Origin of the sequence: Pseudoalteromonas sp. FUC4, assembly GCF_008370255.1 — a bacterium.
In the GTDB taxonomy this organism is placed as follows: Bacteria; Pseudomonadota; Gammaproteobacteria; order Enterobacterales; family Alteromonadaceae; genus Pseudoalteromonas.
Genome location: NZ_SEUI01000006.1, coordinates 1 through 17570 on the forward strand (window position 1 = coordinate 1; position 17570 = coordinate 17570).

At 38.6% G+C, this 17570-nt stretch carries 19 protein-coding genes and 1 rRNA gene; 11 read left to right on the top strand and 9 right to left on the bottom strand.

Translation table 11 applies throughout. The features are described from left to right. Window positions 1–121 precede the first annotated feature (121 nt). The 9 genes from rrf (at window position 122) to EU510_RS16220 (ending at window position 6607) form a co-directional block, all read left to right on the top strand. Window positions 122–236 (top strand): 5S ribosomal RNA (gene rrf / locus EU510_RS16180). Window positions 237–576: 340 nt separating this feature from the next. Continuing rightward, entirely contained in the window at window positions 577–1509 is a 933-nt protein-coding gene (locus EU510_RS16185; protein ID WP_149594343.1) for a CHAD domain-containing protein, read from the top strand. A gap of 26 nt (window positions 1510–1535) precedes the next feature. Beyond that, window positions 1536–2435: a DUF350 domain-containing protein gene (locus EU510_RS16190; protein WP_149594344.1), complete on the top strand. Its 900-nt coding sequence runs from the start codon at window positions 1536–1538 to the stop codon at window positions 2433–2435. A gap of 3 nt (window positions 2436–2438) precedes the next feature. Next, a complete protein-coding gene (locus EU510_RS16195) occupies window positions 2439–4160 on the top strand; it encodes a polyamine aminopropyltransferase (RefSeq protein ID WP_149594345.1) in 1722 nt (573 codons plus the stop codon). Window positions 4161–4239: 79 nt separating this feature from the next. Continuing rightward, complete coding sequence (locus EU510_RS16200; RefSeq protein ID WP_004335098.1) at window positions 4240–4653, top strand: YjfI family protein; 414 nt, start codon at window positions 4240–4242, stop codon at window positions 4651–4653. A 24-nt stretch (window positions 4654–4677) separates the two neighbouring features. Next, a complete protein-coding gene (locus tag EU510_RS16205) occupies window positions 4678–5370 on the top strand; it encodes a PspA/IM30 family protein (protein ID WP_149594346.1) in 693 nt (230 codons plus the stop codon). Between the two features lie 74 nt (window positions 5371–5444). Continuing rightward, window positions 5445–6083, top strand: coding sequence for a DUF4178 domain-containing protein (locus EU510_RS16210; protein ID WP_149594347.1), 639 nt, complete (start codon window positions 5445–5447; stop codon window positions 6081–6083). Beyond that, a complete protein-coding gene (locus EU510_RS16215) occupies window positions 6080–6406 on the top strand; it encodes a hypothetical protein (protein WP_010554828.1) in 327 nt (108 codons plus the stop codon). Before EU510_RS16210 ends, EU510_RS16215 begins: the two co-directional genes overlap by 4 nt. 15 nt (window positions 6407–6421) lie before the next feature. Then, window positions 6422–6607: a hypothetical protein gene (locus tag EU510_RS16220; protein ID WP_007579770.1), complete on the top strand. Its 186-nt coding sequence runs from the start codon at window positions 6422–6424 to the stop codon at window positions 6605–6607. A 19-nt stretch (window positions 6608–6626) separates the two neighbouring features. Here the strand turns inward: EU510_RS16220 and EU510_RS16225 are convergent, their stop codons facing one another. From EU510_RS16225 to EU510_RS16245, 5 genes are all read right to left on the bottom strand, one after another. Next, entirely contained in the window at window positions 6627–7031 is a 405-nt protein-coding gene (locus EU510_RS16225; RefSeq protein ID WP_149594348.1) for a hypothetical protein, read from the bottom strand. 10 nt (window positions 7032–7041) lie between these two features. Continuing rightward, complete coding sequence (locus tag EU510_RS16230) at window positions 7042–7575, bottom strand: hypothetical protein (protein WP_149594349.1); 534 nt, start codon at window positions 7573–7575, stop codon at window positions 7042–7044. Window positions 7576–7684: 109 nt separating this feature from the next. Next, the gene (locus EU510_RS16235) at window positions 7685–9061 is read right to left on the bottom strand and encodes a class II fumarate hydratase (protein ID WP_149594350.1); all 1377 of its coding nucleotides are present in this window, start codon (window positions 9059–9061) and stop codon (window positions 7685–7687) included. Window positions 9062–9072: 11 nt separating this feature from the next. Continuing rightward, window positions 9073–9438 (bottom strand): hypothetical protein, encoded by a 366-nt coding sequence (locus tag EU510_RS16240; protein WP_262501243.1) that lies wholly within the window; start codon window positions 9436–9438, stop codon window positions 9073–9075. A gap of 101 nt (window positions 9439–9539) precedes the next feature. Beyond that, window positions 9540–9725 (bottom strand): hypothetical protein, encoded by a 186-nt coding sequence (locus tag EU510_RS16245; RefSeq protein WP_010554833.1) that lies wholly within the window; start codon window positions 9723–9725, stop codon window positions 9540–9542. A gap of 199 nt (window positions 9726–9924) precedes the next feature. Between EU510_RS16245 and EU510_RS16250 the strand changes: the two genes are divergently transcribed. Next, window positions 9925–10515, top strand: a complete 591-nt coding sequence (locus tag EU510_RS16250; RefSeq protein WP_149594351.1) for a DUF938 domain-containing protein — start codon at window positions 9925–9927, stop codon at window positions 10513–10515. On the opposite strand, the gene EU510_RS16255 is transcribed toward EU510_RS16250, so the two are convergent. From EU510_RS16255 to EU510_RS16270, 4 genes are all read right to left on the bottom strand, one after another. Continuing rightward, complete coding sequence (locus tag EU510_RS16255) at window positions 10492–11631, bottom strand: GNAT family N-acetyltransferase (RefSeq protein WP_149594352.1); 1140 nt, start codon at window positions 11629–11631, stop codon at window positions 10492–10494. The genes EU510_RS16250 and EU510_RS16255 overlap by 24 nt on opposite strands. A 6-nt stretch (window positions 11632–11637) precedes the next feature. After that, window positions 11638–13026: an alpha/beta hydrolase gene (locus tag EU510_RS16260; RefSeq protein ID WP_149594353.1), complete on the bottom strand. Its 1389-nt coding sequence runs from the start codon at window positions 13024–13026 to the stop codon at window positions 11638–11640. After that, window positions 13016–15736 (bottom strand): ATP-binding protein, encoded by a 2721-nt coding sequence (locus EU510_RS16265; RefSeq protein ID WP_149594354.1) that lies wholly within the window; start codon window positions 15734–15736, stop codon window positions 13016–13018. Before EU510_RS16265 ends, EU510_RS16260 begins: the two co-directional genes overlap by 11 nt. Before the next feature lie 72 nt (window positions 15737–15808). Continuing rightward, window positions 15809–16264, bottom strand: coding sequence for an Lrp/AsnC family transcriptional regulator (locus EU510_RS16270; RefSeq protein ID WP_007579788.1), 456 nt, complete (start codon window positions 16262–16264; stop codon window positions 15809–15811). A gap of 136 nt (window positions 16265–16400) precedes the next feature. Between EU510_RS16270 and EU510_RS16275 the strand changes: the two genes are divergently transcribed. After that, the gene (locus EU510_RS16275; RefSeq protein ID WP_149594355.1) at window positions 16401–17570 is read left to right on the top strand and encodes a PrnB family protein; all 1170 of its coding nucleotides are present in this window, start codon (window positions 16401–16403) and stop codon (window positions 17568–17570) included.

Below are 17570 nucleotides of genomic sequence, written 5' to 3' on the forward strand. Positions count from 1 at the left end.
CGACAGTTTGACAGAAGTTAATATGACTAAAGTAGATATTTACTGAAAGACTTAAAAAATATTATCAGATATTTTCCAAATTCAGTTAGTGCGTAGAAATACGAACTGACAACCAAATTTGCTTGGTGACAATAGCGTTTTGGACCCACCTGATCCCATGCCGAACTCAGTAGTGAAACGAAACAGCGCCGATGATAGTGTAGCATTTGCTATGTGAAAGTAGGACATTACCAGGCTTCAAATTGTAGAGAGCCCGATTCGAAAGAGTCGGGCTTTTTTACGTCTGCAGGAAAGTAAAATACGTGCAATTAATGCACGCTCACATCAACACTCATCACGTAGGTCGAGCGAGCAACGCGACTCCCGACGCTCAAATCACTGCAAGTACCGCCTTATGAAGCTTGAGCTTTAACTCGAACCTCACTATATAGCTTCATATTTCAGTAAACTTTCAATAAATCAGACCCTAATTACAGAGTCCCTCATTTCTTCTCATTTTGTTGCAATTTCATTCTTGGTTTAATAAGTGACCTGTGTAAAACTACCTAAGTTAATTTAGTAAATCAGGTGACATGAATGTCGAATATTAAAGCTTGGAAACTTATAAGCCTGTTTTGTTTGTTCGCAGTGCTTATGGGTTGTCAATCTAAAGAAGAGCAGCTGCAACAAACAATTCAAGAGTCTATTAAAAAAGCAGATACAGAGCTGTCACAGCTTGGTACCGCGCTTGATAATGGGAATATGCGCAATGCTGTATTACTTAAAGAATATGGCGAGCTCCTTAAAAAACAACAACCAGAGTTTACAAAAGTTGTTGATGTAATTACCCTTGATGCAACGCGCCGAGGCGCACTTTATAGTGGTTTAACACAGCGACTTAAAGATATTAAAGGAACTTACTTGATTCCTCCTTACGAAGATACGTTGCATAGCATTGATTTGTTGCGTGATGCGTCAAAACCTACGCTATTTTCTGATGCGTTAACCGATCCTATTAATATGCTAGCTGATATGTCCAAAGGCACTTTAGCGCGTGTAGGCGCAATTAGTAAGCAAGCTGAAGGTGAGGGTGTTGGTAACCAAATGGTAGGTAACCCTAACTATGGTAACTGGCAAACAAATAGTAATGGTATTAGCTTTTGGCAATGGTACGGCATGTACCGTATTTTAGGCGATGTATTTGACCGTGTAGAATATGGTAGTTGGAGCAAGCGCCGAAAGTATAGTTATTACAATGACTATGGCCGTTCGCGTTATTCAAGCCCTAAACAAATAAAAACCCAAAGCGCGCTAGAAACACGCACGCGCCAAACATACCAACGCCAAGGTAAGCAGTTTACAAGCCCTTATGCGAGTAAGAAAACAGGTGCATCCGGTTTAAGCCGTAGTAGTTATACGCCACCAAAAAGCCGCAGTAGTTATTCTCGTTCTAGCAGTTATAGCAATAGCTCAGGATCGGTGCGTGATAGCGGTAGCAGAACCTCTCGTGGCGTGAGCCGTGGTAAGTAAAAGAATAAAGTTGGAGTTAGAATAATATGTATGAATTTAATGGAATAACTATGTGGTCGCTACAAGCATTGGCGGTTGATTTTGCAATTATTGTTTTATTATTTGTAAGCCTTAAATATATAAAAGGTTGGGTTTCAAACTTACACGCAAATGATGAAATTACAGAGCGTGATAACTTTGCTTTTGGTATTAGCTTTGCCGCTGGCTTAGTGGCACTGGCGATTGTATTAACGGGTGTAAGTAGTGGTGCTTTTGCTGCAACATTACAACAAGAAGCGCTGCAAATGTTAGCTTACGGCGCATTAGCAATTGTACTTATTAAGTTAGGCCACTTCTTTCAAGATAAAGTAGCACTTCGTAAAGTAAGCCTGCACGACGAAATCGTGAAAGGTAATGTTACAGCTTCAATAATTGATTTTGGTCATGTTGTTAGCGTTGCAATCGTTATTCGCTCAGCTCTTTTATGGGTGGCTACTGATGGCTGGCATGGTCTTCCAATTGTAATTGCTGCCTTTATTATAGGTAGTGTTGTATTACTACTTGTTAGCCAGTACCGAGTGCAGTTATTTAAGCGTACAAACAAAAGTGGCGACTGCCTACAACAAGCAATTGTTGATGGTAACTTAGCTGTTGGTATTCGTTACGCTGGGTTTTTAGTAGGTAGTGCATTAGCTATTACCGCTGCAACGGGTGTTGCGCCATACGCTGCTGATAACATTAATGCGAGTTTACTATACTGGGCTATTAGCGCTGTTGTGAGCCTTGTTGCATTTATTATTTTGCACTTAGTGACAATTAAAATAATTTTATCTGGTTGCGATATTTCCGATGAAGTTAATCGTAAAAAAAATGTAGGTGTAGCTACTATTTCTGCAGCAGTATCATTTGCTGTAGGTATCACTATGGCAACCTTACTAGGCGCATAATCAGTGTCATCAACCAACACTCCCCCAAGTAAGTCTCGCTTACTTGGGCACGATATATTACTAATTACTGTTATGGCCGTGCTTGCTGGGTGCGGCCTTATTTATGAATACTTACTATCTCATTATGCGGGCCGTGTACTTGGCTCAGTAGAAAGCGCTATTTACGCCATGATTGGTACTATGATTGTAGCAATGGGCTTAGGCGCTTTTTTAGCACGTTGGTTTAAAGATGCATTTACCGCTTTTGCTTGGCTAGAAAGTATAATTGCATTAGTTGGCATGGGCTGCATTTTAGCGATAGCGGGTGTAATAGCAGTTAGTTATTCTCTTCCTCATTTATTTTCGAGCATTTTTAATTTACCCCCTGATGTTGTGCTTAATGGTTACGTATTTCAAAAGCTACAAGAGTGGTCACGTTTTCTACCTTATGTTTTTGGTTTAATACTGGGCTTATTTATTGGTATGGAAATACCGCTTATAGCGCGCATTCGTCAGCATGTTTATGGCCGTTTTTTAGAAAACAACGCAGGGACTATTTATGGTGCCGATTATATTGGTGCTGGTATAGGCGCTGCTATTTGGGTAAGCATCATGCTCTCAATGCCTATAATGCAAGCTGCAGCGTGGACGGCGTTATTTAACATCATCGCAGGGCTTGCATTTTTATGGCGTTACCATACCCATGTGCGCTTTGCTAAGGCACTTTTAGTTTGCCATATAGTACTGTTGGCATTGTTTGGCTTTATTTTAGTATTTGGCAGTAGCTGGATGAACAATCTAAGTAATGTTTTATACAAAGATAAAGTAATTTATTCGCAAGCAACCAAATACCAGCACGTAGTTTTAACCGAAAGGTTAAGCAAAAACCAACCTCAGCCAATCACCGATTTATATTTAAATGGTCGTTTGCAGTTCTCAAGTATTGATGAGCAAATATATCATTCAATGCTGGTTTACCCTGCAATGCTTGCCTCTAACAGACACGACCGTGTATTAATAATTGGTGGTGGTGACGGGCTAGCACTTAGAGATGTTTTAAAATGGTCTGTGAGTGAAGTAACACTAATAGATTTAGACGCGCAGCTTCTCAATTTATTTGGTCATAAAGATGGTGACTTTACGCCGCCAGAGCACATCAATAAGCGATTACTACAGCTAAACAATAAATCGATGCAAGACTCGCGAGCCAACATAATTGTGGGTGATGCATTTTTAGAAGTTGAAAAACTGCTTGATCAATCTAAGCAGTTCGACACCATCTTAATTGATTTACCGGACCCAAATCACCCTGATCTAAATAAAATGTACAGTGACTACTTTTATAATCATGTACGTCAGTTATTAGCACCCGATGGCGCAATGGCGGTTCAATCAACCTCACCTTATCATGCTAAAAAAGCGTTTTTAAGCATTGCTAAAACAGTTAAAGCCGCAGGGTTTGAGTATGTTGAGCAGTATCAGCAAAACATACCTTCGTTTGGGCAGTGGGGCTGGACGATAGCTACTAAAATGGGTCAATCGGCCAGTGGCCGTATTAATGATGCGACAGCTATGCCTGTGCCATCAAGGTGGATTAGTAAAGAATATTTATTGGCAAGTTTTGTATTTCCTAACCACTACTTTGAACAAGTTAAAAGTATTGAGGTCAATAGGTTAGGATCTGGTCAGTTGTATGATTACTACCGCACTGCATGGCAAATAGAAAGCGAATTGTATAAAAACTAACAAAACATGATTGACATAATATGTCAATCATGAGAATCTTAACTCAGACATAATATGTCAAACGACAAAAGGCAGAGACATGGAATTAAATGAACTTTCAATAAAATTAGCTTCTTTTGAAACTGAAGGCGCTAACTTTGAGTCTTTCTTGATTGCCAACCCAGGCGAGCAAGATGTTTTACAAGTCATTGTTGATGGAAATGATGAACTTCCAATTTTTGTTACACAAACGCAAGAGCAGTTGTTATGTATTAGCTACTTGTTTGACGAAGATGAAGTTAAGAGTGAATTACGCAACGAGTTAAACGAAACATTACTACGTTTAAACGTGCCAATTCCACTGAGTGCATTTGCTAAAATCGATAACAAATACGCGATTTTTGGTGCACTGTCGGTAAATTCATCATTAGATGACGTTACCCACGAACTAGTGACGTTAGCCGATAACGCTATCGATGCACTAGAAGCCGTGACCTTGTATTTAAATGATTAATAGCCAGTTAGTGGAGTTAAGATTATGAGTATTTTAAAAAAATTATTTACAGCAGTACGTGGCGGCGCTCGTGAAGCAGGCGAAGCAATTGTAGACAAAAATGGTATCCGTATTTTTGAGCAAGAAATTGCAGATGCGCAAAATGCACTTCACCGTGCTAAAAAAAGCCTTACAGAAGTAATGGCTAAAGAAATGCAAACTAAGCGTAAAATTAGCGCTGTAGATGCATCAATCGCGGAACACGAAGCGTATGCAGGCCAAGCTCTTGAAAAGGGCAACGAGGCGCTGGCATTAGAAATTGCAGAAAAAATTGGTGACTTTGAAGCTGAAAAAGCTGAAAACGAGCAAGTATTATCTGGCTTTAGCAATCACATTGTTGCGCTTAAGCAGCAAGTTAAAGATGCTGAAAAATCAATTAAAGAGAATCAGCGTCAGCTTACAATGGTTAAAACCACTGAAAGTGTACAGCAAGCAACAATGGCTGTTAACAGCACGCTTAATACAAACAGCTCGTCTATGACATCGGCTCGTCAATCGCTTGAACGCATTAAACAGCGTCAACAAGATCGTAGCGACCAGCTAGGCGCTGCAAAAGAGCTTGAGTCAGAAGTTAATGGCGATGACTTAAAAGCTAAAATGGCTGAAGCCGGTATTGGTGACACAAGTCCAAAAAGCGCTGATATTTTAGCTCGCATTAAAGCGAAGCAAAATAGCTAACCATTACGTTTATACTTTAAAAAGGTAACTGAGTTTTGCTCAGTTACCTTTTTTGCTTAGAAGGCAACCTTCCTATGTTTAATTTTTTCAAATCTAAAAAAGAGCCAGAACGTCAGCTTAATCATCCAAGCGATCTTAAAGTAGGCGACATGTTTAGCGTTATAGACTCATTTGCTTATCCAACATGGTTAAAGGGTGAAACGTTACGTGTTACTGATATTCAGACTTACCAATATCAGCACAGTAGCGATACTGAATTTGTACTTGAGACAAACAGCGGGCAAGTTGTATTTTTACAAATTGAGCAAGATGACGGTGAAGAGTGGGCAAACTTTTCTATTAAAATTCAACGAAACGAAGTTGAAGAAATTTTTAGCCTTGATGAGTTTGCGCGTATTTTTGATGAAGAGTCGTTAACCCACATTGCAGTGCAAAATACACCAGAGAGCTTTATGCAGTTTTTAGCTAAAAGCTATCAACAAAGCGAGTCGCCTTATGTGTGTTATTTCCATAATAAAGACTACCGCAACCAAGCTTTGCCTCGTTATGAGCAAGAAGGTGGCGAGCCATGTGAAATGATTTGCTTAGCGTCTGATAATGAAGGCTTTGGTTTAAATATTGAAATTTGGGATGGCGGCGAAACAGAAGTATCGCTAACACTGACGCGCCCAATGTCAGATATTGTAGACTTGTTTCCCGGAGATGCTAAGTGAGTGATGCTAAAGACAAGTGGTTACGTCAGGAACAAGCTGTACGTGCTACGCAGATGGCATTTGATCTGAGCAGCGAAGTTCAAAAGCTGATAAAAAAACAAGCGATCGATCAAGAGCTAACTCCATCAGACATGATCCGCAAAATACTTGGCTTAGATGTAAAATCTAAAAAAACGCGTCAACGTTTATCGTTTAATTTAAATGATGATGAGATTGCGCAACTAGCCAGTCGCTTTGATGTACAAAGCGATGATAAGCGAGCCGTAAAGCAGCAAGTAGCTGATTTATTAATAGCGCACACTAAAAATAAAAAAGTGAAATAATTTGATTAGATTTTTATGAATATTATTTTAATTGCTTACTTAATTATTTTTGCGTTGTTTGGTACTGCGGCGAGTTATTTTGTACGCTTTATTTATGCGTATTGGGTGCTTAAAACAATGCCTATGAAGTACATTATAAAAGCGGGTATTTGCGTGGTATTGGTCGTTGTGATCTCAGCGTTAATTCCGTATTTAAGTTAACGCTGAGGTTAAATTTGATTTATTTTATATCAAACGACTGGCACTGCTGATTAATACACAGCGATTGCACTTCAAGTACTGGAGAACAATCAGTTAAGCCTTGTGCTTTATTTTGTATGTTTTCTTGTTTTGTTATTTGTTGAGCAAGCTGTTCAGCTTCTTCTTGAGAGGTGTTTAGCGTTGAATAAACCGCGTATTTACTTGGTCCACCGCACGCGCGGGCGCCAACTTCAAGGACTTTGCACTGAAAGCTAGCGGTGCAGCTATTATTACTCACCATGTTATTCAGATCATAGTTCAAGTCAGACAAGTTTTTACTTTGTTCATTACCTGACGTTACAGTGCTAGCACAGCCACTTAGTAACAAAATGCTGCTAGCCATGCTTATAATTGATAGCTTAACTGTTGATGGTAAACAACTCATAACGTTATCCTTAAAATGCACTTACCGCTGAGCCTTCAAGTTTAACACATTTATTTTCAACACACTGCGTGCTTGGCGTTGTTAAATGCTGACAAATACTCATTATCCCTTTTTGTGAATTATAGCTACTTTCAAGCTTTGTGATTTTATCGCTAAGGGCTGTTACTTGATCTTCAGACGCAGTGTTTGTTGAATACACGACAAAGCTGCTTGGCCCGCCACATGCGCGACTACCTACAGCATTTACTCTACATTGGGTGCTTGTATCACATTGCGAGTCTGTAATTAGCGTATTTAATTCGGCTTTAGCTGCTTTTATATCGTCTATTGAAATGTTTTTTAAATCAGCTTTTGGTATTTTTTCAGCAACTACGTTCTTTTTAGTATTTTCTTGTAATTGATTATTCTCTTTTAGCTTTTGTAGCTCTTGCTTTGGTGCTTCAGCCTCTGAGGCGATTGTTACTTGCTGTGTTTTAGCTGGTTCTTTATCCAAACATGCAGTTAAACACAGTGGTAAAAGTATGGCTAATAATGGGGTACGCATAAAAAACCTTGATAGTGATGAAATATTCATCACTATCATACACGGTGCATTTTTTACGGCAATAAAAACTATATTATCAAGTAATTAAAGACGTGAAAAATATTGTTTATTAAAGTCCACCCTGTGTTAGTTTGGTGGGGTTAAGTAGCTTTTCGAGTTCACTGCGTGGTAAATCAGTTTCCTGCTCAGCTACATCAATAATTGGGCGAGCTTCTTTATAAGCCTGCTTTGCTATTTTTGCTGCTTTTTCGTAACCGATCACCGGATTAAGCGCTGTAACTAAAATTGGGTTTTTAGCGAGTGCTTTATCTATATTTGGTTGGTTTACTTTAAAGCTGGCAATGGCTTTATCGCCCAATGCTTGTGCACTATTTGCAAGTAATTGTATGCTTTGCAAAATATTATGCGCAATAACAGGTAACATAACGTTTAGCTCAAAGTTACCCGCTTGGCCTGCTACTGTAATGGTCGCGTCGTTACCGATTACTTGTGCGCTTACCATGGCTGCGGCTTCTGGTATTACCGGGTTTACCTTGCCAGGCATAATAGACGAGCCCGGTTGTAGTGCTTCTAGCTCTATTTCGCCTAAGCCCGCAAGTGGCCCTGAGTTCATCCAACGTAGGTCGTTCGCTATTTTCATTTGTGCTACAGCGAGTACTTTTAATTGCCCCGAAAGCGCTACTATGGCGTCTTGTGAGCCGATGTTATAAAAAAAGTTACTACTAGGCGTAAATCTAATGCCTACATTGGCACTGAGGTTTTCTGTAAATTTGGCTGCAAACTTAGGGTCTGCATTTATTCCTGTTCCAACAGCTGTACCGCCTTGTGCCAGTTCGCATACACGCTCTAAGCTATGTCTAATTCCCGCAGCGGCATGATTAACTTGTGACTGCCATGTACTGAGTGTTTGATCAAAGGTAACAGGCATTGCATCCATTAAATGCGTACGGCCTGTTTTAACAATATGGCCTACTTCAGTCTTTTTCTTTTCTAGGTTTTGCGATAAGTTTTCAAGCGAAGGAAGTAATTCATACACTACATTTATTGCACTACTGAGTGCGATAGCGGTAGGGACTACATCGTTAGAGCTTTGCCCCATGTTTACATCATCATTAGGATGAATGCTTTCACTGCCTAATCGACTAGCAAGCGTTGCAATAACTTCGTTGGCATTCATATTTGAGCTTGTGCCAGAGCCTGTTTGAAAAATATCAACGGGGAAATGCTCAATGTGTTCGCCATCAATAATACTTTGGCAAGCTTGCTCAATAGCATTGGCTTTAGCTTTGCTTAAATGCCCAAGATCAAAGTTACTTTGTGCTGCGGCTTGTTTTATATAAGCCAGTGCAGTTATAAATTGCTTTGGCATAGGTAAGCCACTAATGGCAAAGTTATTAACCGCTCGCTGTGTTTGCGCCTGATAGAGCGCATCAATAGGTACTTGTAGCTCGCCCATGCTGTCTGATTCTGTTCTAAAGTTGCTCATAAGTGTGCTCCTTAAAAAGGGTTGAATTCGTGACTAAGAATACGAGCTTCACGCTCAAGTATTAAAAATTGTGCAGTATTGTTATGCACCTTATAAAATCGTTTTAATGCTAATAATGGCTTGTATAGCTGCTCTAAACATTGTTTACGAATAGCATTATGTATAAGAGGGTCGCACATTTTGTTCATAATTTCATGGTGCGTGCGCCTAAGATAAAGCTCTTGAAGCAAGGGATTACGTAGCAGCTCAAATTTTTTGGCGACGTTAAGGGCGGTTTCTATGTAATCGGCAACGAGCATGGGGGCATGCAGACCAGGTCTTAAGCAATGACAAGAGAGTTCTTGATGATAACGATGCTGGGCATGATTTGAAGACATAAAAAAACCGACTCAAGTTAACGATAATAGTTATCATTACATTTAATCGGTTTCAGTGTAAACAGTTATTATAAAAATTATTTGCGATACTAATTTGAGTATTAATTGTAGCCAAGAATAAATATCTGATCTGTTTCATGTTTGGTCATCGCCTGTTGATTATGTTTAGGGTGCGAAAGTAAATCGATTACTGTAGCTCTCATATCAACGGCGTAACTATGATCGTCGGTGGTTTTTTCGGTTATAGCAATGGCCGCGTCTACAGCGGTATAAGGGGGTATATGCATAATTTTATCCTTTGAAATTTAATATAAGTTAAACCCTTTAGTGGGTTAGCAATATAAAGCATATTACGTACCAACCATAATGAACCAGCTCAACCATATGATAGTTATAGTATTTAAAAATTACCTTTTTTTCATCACGACAAAATAAGCTAAATTTGCTTTACTGTTGTGCATTAATCTACAATTTTGGTGCACAGTAATGACAAAGCCATTTTCACAAGCCTGTGAAAACAATAAAACCCCTATTTTAGAGCAATTAAAGGACGTATTAAAAAATACTAAAACAGTACTCGAAGTCGGGTCAGGAACCGGCCAGCATAGTGTGTTTTTTGCAGAACACTTAACTCATTTACAATGGCATACAAGTGATCGTGCTATAAACCACGAAGGAATTAACTTATGGCACCGCGAAGCTAACTTAACTAATTTGCATGCGCCGCTTGAGCTTGATTTAAATGATGAGTGGCCAGTAGATAAGGTTGACGCTATTTATACTGCAAACACATTTCATATTGTAAGTTGGCAATTAGTTGAGCGTTTTTTTGACGGTGTTAAATGTCACTTAAATAGCGACGGTATGTTGTGTGTTTATGGACCATTCAAATACCAAGGTGAATTTACCAGCCCAAGTAATGATGACTTTAGTGCCTTTTTAACAGAGCGCGATCCGTTAAGTGGAATAAGAGATTTTGAAGCAGTTGAACAACTAGCTAAGCAAGCAGGGCTTACGCTTATTAGCGATACAGCCATGCCTGCAAATAATCAGTTACTCGTTTTTAAACGGCAGTAATGAGCTACATTGCTCTTTATATATATCAATATGGCTGCGTTCACGCTTTAAGTAGTCGCTTATTGCATTACTAAAGTCGCCATCAACAATATGGTGAGCAGAGTAGGTAAGTACGGGTTCAAATCCGCGTGCTATTTTGTGCTCACCTTGTGCACCTGAATGAAAACAGTCGAGTTTATGCTTTATTGCAAACTCAATACCTTGGTAATAACACAATTCAAAGTGCAGCGAATCTACTTCTTCATTTGCTCCCCAGTAACGCCCATAAAGCGTATTTTTACCTACTAAACTAAGTGTTGCAGCAATCAAGTTGTCGTCTTTTTTGGCCAGCATAATAACGAGGTTATTAGCCATTAAGGCATGTAAAAGCGTAAAAAACTCCATATTTAAATAGCCCAAATGACCAGAACGCTTTAAGTAGGTACGCTGATAAAACTCACAAAACAATTGCATTATCTCGGACGTAATTTGTGTGCCTTGCAGCCATTCAATATCAATATTTTGTTGTGCTATTTTAGCTCGTTCTTTTTTAAGTGACCTGCGTTTACGCGAGCTAAGCATTTGCAAAAAGTCGTCAAAGGATTCATAACCTTTATTAAACCACTGAAATTGCACACCCACTCTTAGCATGGCATGTTGCTCAGTTAATGATGTGGCTTGAGCTTGGTCGCAAAAATTAACATGCCACCCCGACCACTTTTGCTCAGCACTGTGTATGCTAAGTTGCTCTGTAATATACTGATACACCGCATTTGGGTTAGCGTGCTCGATAGCAATACGTTTGCCTTCAATAGGGCTAAAGGGAATGCCAGATAGCCACTTGGGATAATATTCTAAACCGTGTTTTTCGTATGCCTCAGCCCATGCCCAGTCAAATACATACTCGCCGTATGAATGACTTTTTAAATACCCGGGTGCAAGTGCAATGAGCGTATCACTTTCAAAAATAGCGAGGTGATGGGGCTGCCAACCACTTTTTTGTGTTACGCATTGGCTTTGTTCAAGGGCATATAAAAAAGCATGTTGAGTAAATGGTTCATCACCAAATAAACGTTGCCATTGCGCCTGATCAATCTCATTAATACTGCTAAACCATTGGTGCGAAAACGTTCCCATGACTACTTACCTTGTAGTTGTTCTAAGCTGTTCTACGTTTTTAATAAACGTACTAATTTGCTTTTTAAGCTCGGTAAAATGAGGATTATAAGTTAAGCGTTGTAAAGCCGGATGGTGTTTTAAGTTGGCGCTTGTACGCTCTCCTAGTTGTGGATTTTTTGTTGTTTTACATGTTTTGTACAGGGACTCGTCGTCAATAAAGCTGCCACAATTACGATAGGTTGCGTCAATTCCATAATGTGGGTTTTGCGGTGAGTTAACAACAGCAATATGCGACATACCATGAACTTTTTTACACTGTGGTGTTGTGCATTGCGGATTATTTACTGTGTAGTCACTAGCAAAGTCTGGCGGTAAAATATCAGTGCTTCCATAAAGTACTAAAGTATCGAGCAGCTTATATTTTACTGAATTACCTAGGTGTAATGCACTCAATAATTTTAGCGTGGCGCGCGTATCTATCGTGGTATCAATATCGCTAAGTACACTAAAAATAGGTAATTTAAGTGCAGGGCGTTTGTTCAAGCTACTTATGCTTGCAAGTGACATTGCATCGTACGAAGCGGCAGCTGCATTTAAAGGAAATGACTCATACTTAGCAAAGTCTACATCGGCGTCTTTATCTATCCAATTAACAAAGGGTATGGCATCAATCCACTTTGCTATCCAGCCGTACTTATTATGTGGCTCAGAGCCTGGCGAATAAAGCATAAGCGCTTTAATTTTAGGTGAAACAGTTTGCTTGGTTGCGTAATCAATAAGTAACGCGGCGCCGGTAGAGTAACCTGCGAGTATCACCTCATCAAAGTCTTGTGCTGAGCGTTCAACAGCGTATTTTATTGCCTGTTGCCATTGGCTGATTTTTACGTTTAATAAAGCGCTTGCCGCGCTTCCGTGTCCTGGTAATAAAATAGTACGCACAGTATAGCCTTGCTGATAATACACTTGTGCTAAATCGTGATACGTAAAGGGGGAGTCAGTTAGCCCGTGGATTAATAGCGCAACTTTATTGCTGTTTGGATGCGTAAGCTCAAAAGGGGCAATAATATCTGCAATAGTAGGGTCAGGTTTTCGCGTACCTTGTGTTACTAATTGCTGATACGTTTGTGTAATAACAGGGCATGGCATATTTGCACGTGGATTGGCTTTATTTATATGCTTATACGCGTAATCTAAGTAATCGTTAAATGGTAAAAGGGCGTGGTAATTAAAGCGCTGGTGGTTGTGCTCATTTTCAAAGCGTAATAAGCCTTGTTGCTTACTTTTTGTTATAAATTTAAAGTCGCTCGCCTGCGATATACAGTTTTGAGCGACAGCAATATGAGAAAAAACACTTAAAACAAAACCAAAAGCTACTCTTAAAACGACTCTTAAAATTAAACCACTATTGTTCATTAACTTCTGCATATTGGACAAGACACTCGGTTAGCTTAATGAGTTCAAGCGGTTTTGCAAGATGTTGGTTAAATCCAACGGCTTGCGCATGTGCTTTATCCTCTGGCATTACGTCGGCAGTTAAAGCAATAATCGGGAGCTCTTGTTTGCTTTTAAACTGGCGGATCAGTGCTGTGGCTCTATAGCCATCCATTATTGGCATTTGGCAATCCATAAGCACTAAATCAAAATGTTGTTTTTTGACTATATCAACGGCTAGCTCGCCATTTTCTACTATATACGGCACAATTCCTAACGAGCCAAGCATCGCTTTAATAACCATTTGATTTACTGGGTTATCCTCTGCCACTAAAATGCTGAGCGAAGTAATATTAGTATTATCAAATGTAATAATATGCTCTTTTTTAGGCTCTGTTGTTTCTAATCGCATGGAAAATGTAAAAGTAGAGCCTTTATCTATTTCACTTTTAAGTGTTATTTCTCCCCCCATTAGCTGGCTTAGCTCTTTTGCTATGGTTAAACCCAAGCCAGTACCACCAAACTGCCTAGAGGTGGAGTTATCAGCTTGGGTAAATGCGTTAAATAACTTTTTATGTTGGCTCGGTTTTATACCTATACCGGTATCGCTAACGGTTATAACAAGCTGTACTTTATTGGCAGTGGTAAACTCTGTTTCTATGTTTAGAGTTACACTGCCTTGGTTTGTAAATTTAATGGCATTACTACACAAGTTAAGTAATATCTGCTCAATTCGCATTGGATCGCCAATAAACCAGGTATCTAAAGGTAGTTTTGAGTTAACTTGCCACTTAATACCTTTGCTAGTTGCGCTGTGTTCAAACATATTATTAATGCGAGTAATTAAAGCATCTAAGTCGAATGCTATAGATTCAATAACTAACTTTTGGGATTCTATTTTTGATATATCAAGAATGTCATTAATTAGGTTTAATAAGCTTTTAGAAGATGAATTTATTTTATCTAAGTAACCAATTAGTGTACTTGCGCTATCGGCCTCTCGAGCAAGTGAAGAAAATCCAATAACAGCATTTAATGGTGTACGTATTTCATGGCTCATATTAGCTAAAAATTGGCTTTTAGCTCGGTTGGCTAAATCAGACTGCTGTTTTGCTTGTGCAAGCGAATGTGTGCGCTCAGCCACTTGGCGTGTAAGCTCTATTTGCTGTTGGTTAAATAGTAGTAAAACCATTAAAATTAAAGAGCATACGGCAACCTGAAGTATGAGTAATAACAATGTTAGTTGGCTATTATGTTGCGTTAAAAAACTTTCTTTAAGGGCTAGTTTTACAATCCATTTTTGCCCTGCAAAGCTCACATCAAACGACATTAGTCGACTGCCCTTGGCCTGCTGAATATCTTGAGAGTAATTACTGTAAAACGGCGGTGTGTTTGTATCTTCGTATATACCAATGGAAAACATATCAGACTGTTGTTTAGTAATAGCTTGTTCAATAATACTTCGTACTAAAAATACACCTGTGGCGTAGCCTTTAATTACTTCTTTATCGTCACTTTTAGAATACACAGGGGCAAATAACAAATAAGCGGGTTTAGGTTGTTTGGTTTGTACTAGCTGAATTATCTTAGTCCCTACGGGCATATATTTTATAGCAGGGTTAAGCAGGGAATTTTTTCTATCAGAATTTGAAAATACATTAAAGCCAATTGCTTTTTGATTACCATTGAAAGGGGCTATGTATTTTACGATAACGAGGGGATCATTTTTTTCAAGAGGCTCACCTACTACATCAACATCTAAATGGTAAATATTTGATATTTCTTGAGCAAAGGTTTCGCGTTGATCTTGAGATATTTTTGCATTCCACGATAAAGCATTAATAAATGCGTGCTGGGTTAGTAATTGGCTAGCATAAGAATAAAAATCTTGCTGGCTTAATGTTGATGATGATTGAACCTGGCTTGCTAGACTTTGCACTGCAATAATACTGCGATTTGTATATCTATAAAGGCTATTTTCTATAACGTGAACTTCACGTTCGGCAATTTTAATTGTACTTATACGGTTTTCTTGATCGTATAACTGTGTTGTAACCGCAACAGACACAAATAAAATAGAGCATACTGTAATTGTTGGAAACGCCGATATATTATGTTGATTAGACTTTTGTGGTAATAAAGAAAGTAAAAATGGAGTAGCAATTAATACTCCTAATGTATCACCAAGCCACCAGTAAATAACATTATTCCAATGATTATTAATACTGTATACAGAGTTAAATTGACTCAGTGCAAATACACCAAAGTTAGCAGAAATTAAGCTGACCAATATGGCTATAACGAGAATAAAATAAATTATATTCTTGCGCTTTTTAAAGCGTAGCGGGTGCCCAAGCCAATACTTTAAAAGAGCTGCGCCAACCATTGCCTGTATTACAACACCAAAGGCGATATACACTGCCTCGTTAAATGAGTTACCGACTAGGACTAGCTCATGAGCTGAACTATCAAAAATATTTAGGTTAAATGCAATTGCGGCTACAAATAAAGGCGGGATAAAGCGCCACCACCAAATATAACAACCGACAAGAGCGATGCCGGCAGGCAACCAAATTGGAATTATTTGCGAGTTAAAAGCAAGTTTAGTGAGTGCTATGCCGACTAAAAAATATGCTAAAGCAAACATGATGTAAAAAATAAGAGAATGATTTTTAGAGTTAAAATTTTTCACATAAGGTCCAAGCAATTATTATTATCGTTTTGAAATATCAGTATAGCTAACAGTAAGTTATTTTGGTTATTTTTATAAAGGTAACTGTTTTTTGCTAAATGACTGCTTTAACACGACTGTTGATTCTATATTTGCGATACAACTTAAACTACCTAGTTGATGTTTTACAAATGTTTCGTAGCTCTCAAGATCATGTGCAATGATTTTTAATAAATAATCATAGCTTCCTGATATTACACAACACTCTAATACATGTGGTAACTTTTCTACATGTTGCTCAAATTGCTCTGCAGCACTTACCGAGTTTTGGCTTAATCGTACAAACGCATATACCAACACATTAAGGTTAAGTGCTTTAGGATTTATGGCGGCGTGGTAGCCGGTAATAATGTTTTCTTGTTCTAACTTTTTTATACGCCTTAAACAAGGCGTATCCGATAGGTTAATACTGCTGGCCAAATCTGAAACCGACATACGAGCTTGGCTTTGCAGTGCAATGAGTAATTGCTGATCTTTTTTATCTAACATAGTTGTCGGCTTTTATTAATTATTTTTATATTTGTAGTGATTATTGCTAAGTATTACAGTTTTTACTAATTTTTTTGGCGTTTTACCCTCATTGAACTCTGTTAGCATTTAACTATAAAAATAATAGAGCACAATAATGAACACACATACCGCTATTTTTGATCACTGGATACGAACAGAGTTTGTCACTTTAAATAGTGAATTAGAGCAGCTTTATTGGCAGCAAACCGATAAAGCAAATGTAGAAGGAATAGGTAAGGCCTTAAAGCAACAATTAGAAAAAGAAGGCAACGCATTAATTAGCAATTTATTAGCCGAGGGAAACACAGATCAAGGCTTTGATAGCGCTTTTGACTTACTCGGTAACGTAGGATTGTTTATGGCGGCGTGTAGGCGCCATGAAATTACTGAGCCAAGCAGAGAAACTACTTCCCCACTAATAGAAGCCTCAGCGCTTGCTATGCATATAGGCGCATCCATTGGCGTGACTCCTCGTTTTGCTACCGCCCACTTAACTACTCATAACAAAGCACTTAACGGTATTTATAAACGATTTACTAATTTACCTGATGAAAAGCTATTTATTGATTACAACACCCAAGGCATTTTGACCTATAAACGCGCAAGTGATGCTTTACTAAAAATATTACCGTTAGGTATTTCACACCCCTTGTGTGGTGAATTATTAAAAGTAGCTAAACAAGCGCTTATAGATGTAATTGAGTCAAATAATGCACTTTATTCTGAGCTCGATACAGATCGCTTTTTTAACTGTGTTCGCCCTTATTATAAACCGTACCGTGTAGGTAAAGAGGTTTACAGAGGTGCAAATGCTGGTGACTTTGCAGGTATTAACGTTATTGATATGTTACTAGGGCTTTGTAGCGCAAATGAGCCTAGTTACTCGCAAATGCTGGTGGATAAGTTTTTATATATGATGCCAGAGGATCAACAAATCCTACGAGAAGCTATGCGTATGCAAAGCTTTATGAATGACTTTTTACAAGCCAAGCAATATAAAAATACAGATTGGTTTAAAAGCCATGCAAAGTTATTTATTCAAGTGTGTAAATTACATGGCGACACTGCAGTCGGTCATCATAATCAACTGGTTGAAAAGTTTATTGCTCAGCCCTCAAAAAATATGCAACAGCAACATATGAGCAAGGTAACAGCAAGTGGTCCGCCGCTTCATGTGTTACTTGATTCGCTCGAAAAATTAAGAGATAGGCGAGCCAGCGCCAAACGGGATGACATAAAAACACGTTTTGACGATCTAAATACACTTAAAAAATGGGTTAAATAG

Coding starts and splice junctions, on each gene's coding strand:
- EU510_RS16185 (WP_149594343.1), top strand. CDS start 577: ATGTCGAATATTAAAGCTTGGAAACTTATAAGCCTGTTTTGTTTGTTC.
- EU510_RS16190 (WP_149594344.1), top strand. CDS start 1,536: ATGTATGAATTTAATGGAATAACTATGTGGTCGCTACAAGCATTGGCG.
- EU510_RS16200 (WP_004335098.1), top strand. CDS start 4,240: ATGGAATTAAATGAACTTTCAATAAAATTAGCTTCTTTTGAAACTGAA.
- EU510_RS16205 (WP_149594346.1), top strand. CDS start 4,678: ATGAGTATTTTAAAAAAATTATTTACAGCAGTACGTGGCGGCGCTCGT.
- EU510_RS16210 (WP_149594347.1), top strand. CDS start 5,445: ATGTTTAATTTTTTCAAATCTAAAAAAGAGCCAGAACGTCAGCTTAAT.
- EU510_RS16220 (WP_007579770.1), top strand. CDS start 6,422: ATGAATATTATTTTAATTGCTTACTTAATTATTTTTGCGTTGTTTGGT.
- EU510_RS16225 (WP_149594348.1), bottom strand. CDS start 7,031: ATGAGTTGTTTACCATCAACAGTTAAGCTATCAATTATAAGCATGGCT.
- EU510_RS16230 (WP_149594349.1), bottom strand. CDS start 7,575: ATGCGTACCCCATTATTAGCCATACTTTTACCACTGTGTTTAACTGCA.
- EU510_RS16235 (WP_149594350.1), bottom strand. CDS start 9,061: ATGAGCAACTTTAGAACAGAATCAGACAGCATGGGCGAGCTACAAGTA.
- EU510_RS16240 (WP_262501243.1), bottom strand. CDS start 9,438: ATGTCTTCAAATCATGCCCAGCATCGTTATCATCAAGAACTCTCTTGT.
- EU510_RS16245 (WP_010554833.1), bottom strand. CDS start 9,725: ATGCATATACCCCCTTATACCGCTGTAGACGCGGCCATTGCTATAACC.
- EU510_RS16250 (WP_149594351.1), top strand. CDS start 9,925: ATGACAAAGCCATTTTCACAAGCCTGTGAAAACAATAAAACCCCTATT.
- EU510_RS16255 (WP_149594352.1), bottom strand. CDS start 11,631: ATGGGAACGTTTTCGCACCAATGGTTTAGCAGTATTAATGAGATTGAT.
- EU510_RS16260 (WP_149594353.1), bottom strand. CDS start 13,026: ATGAACAATAGTGGTTTAATTTTAAGAGTCGTTTTAAGAGTAGCTTTT.
- EU510_RS16270 (WP_007579788.1), bottom strand. CDS start 16,264: ATGTTAGATAAAAAAGATCAGCAATTACTCATTGCACTGCAAAGCCAA.
- EU510_RS16275 (WP_149594355.1), top strand. CDS start 16,401: ATGAACACACATACCGCTATTTTTGATCACTGGATACGAACAGAGTTT.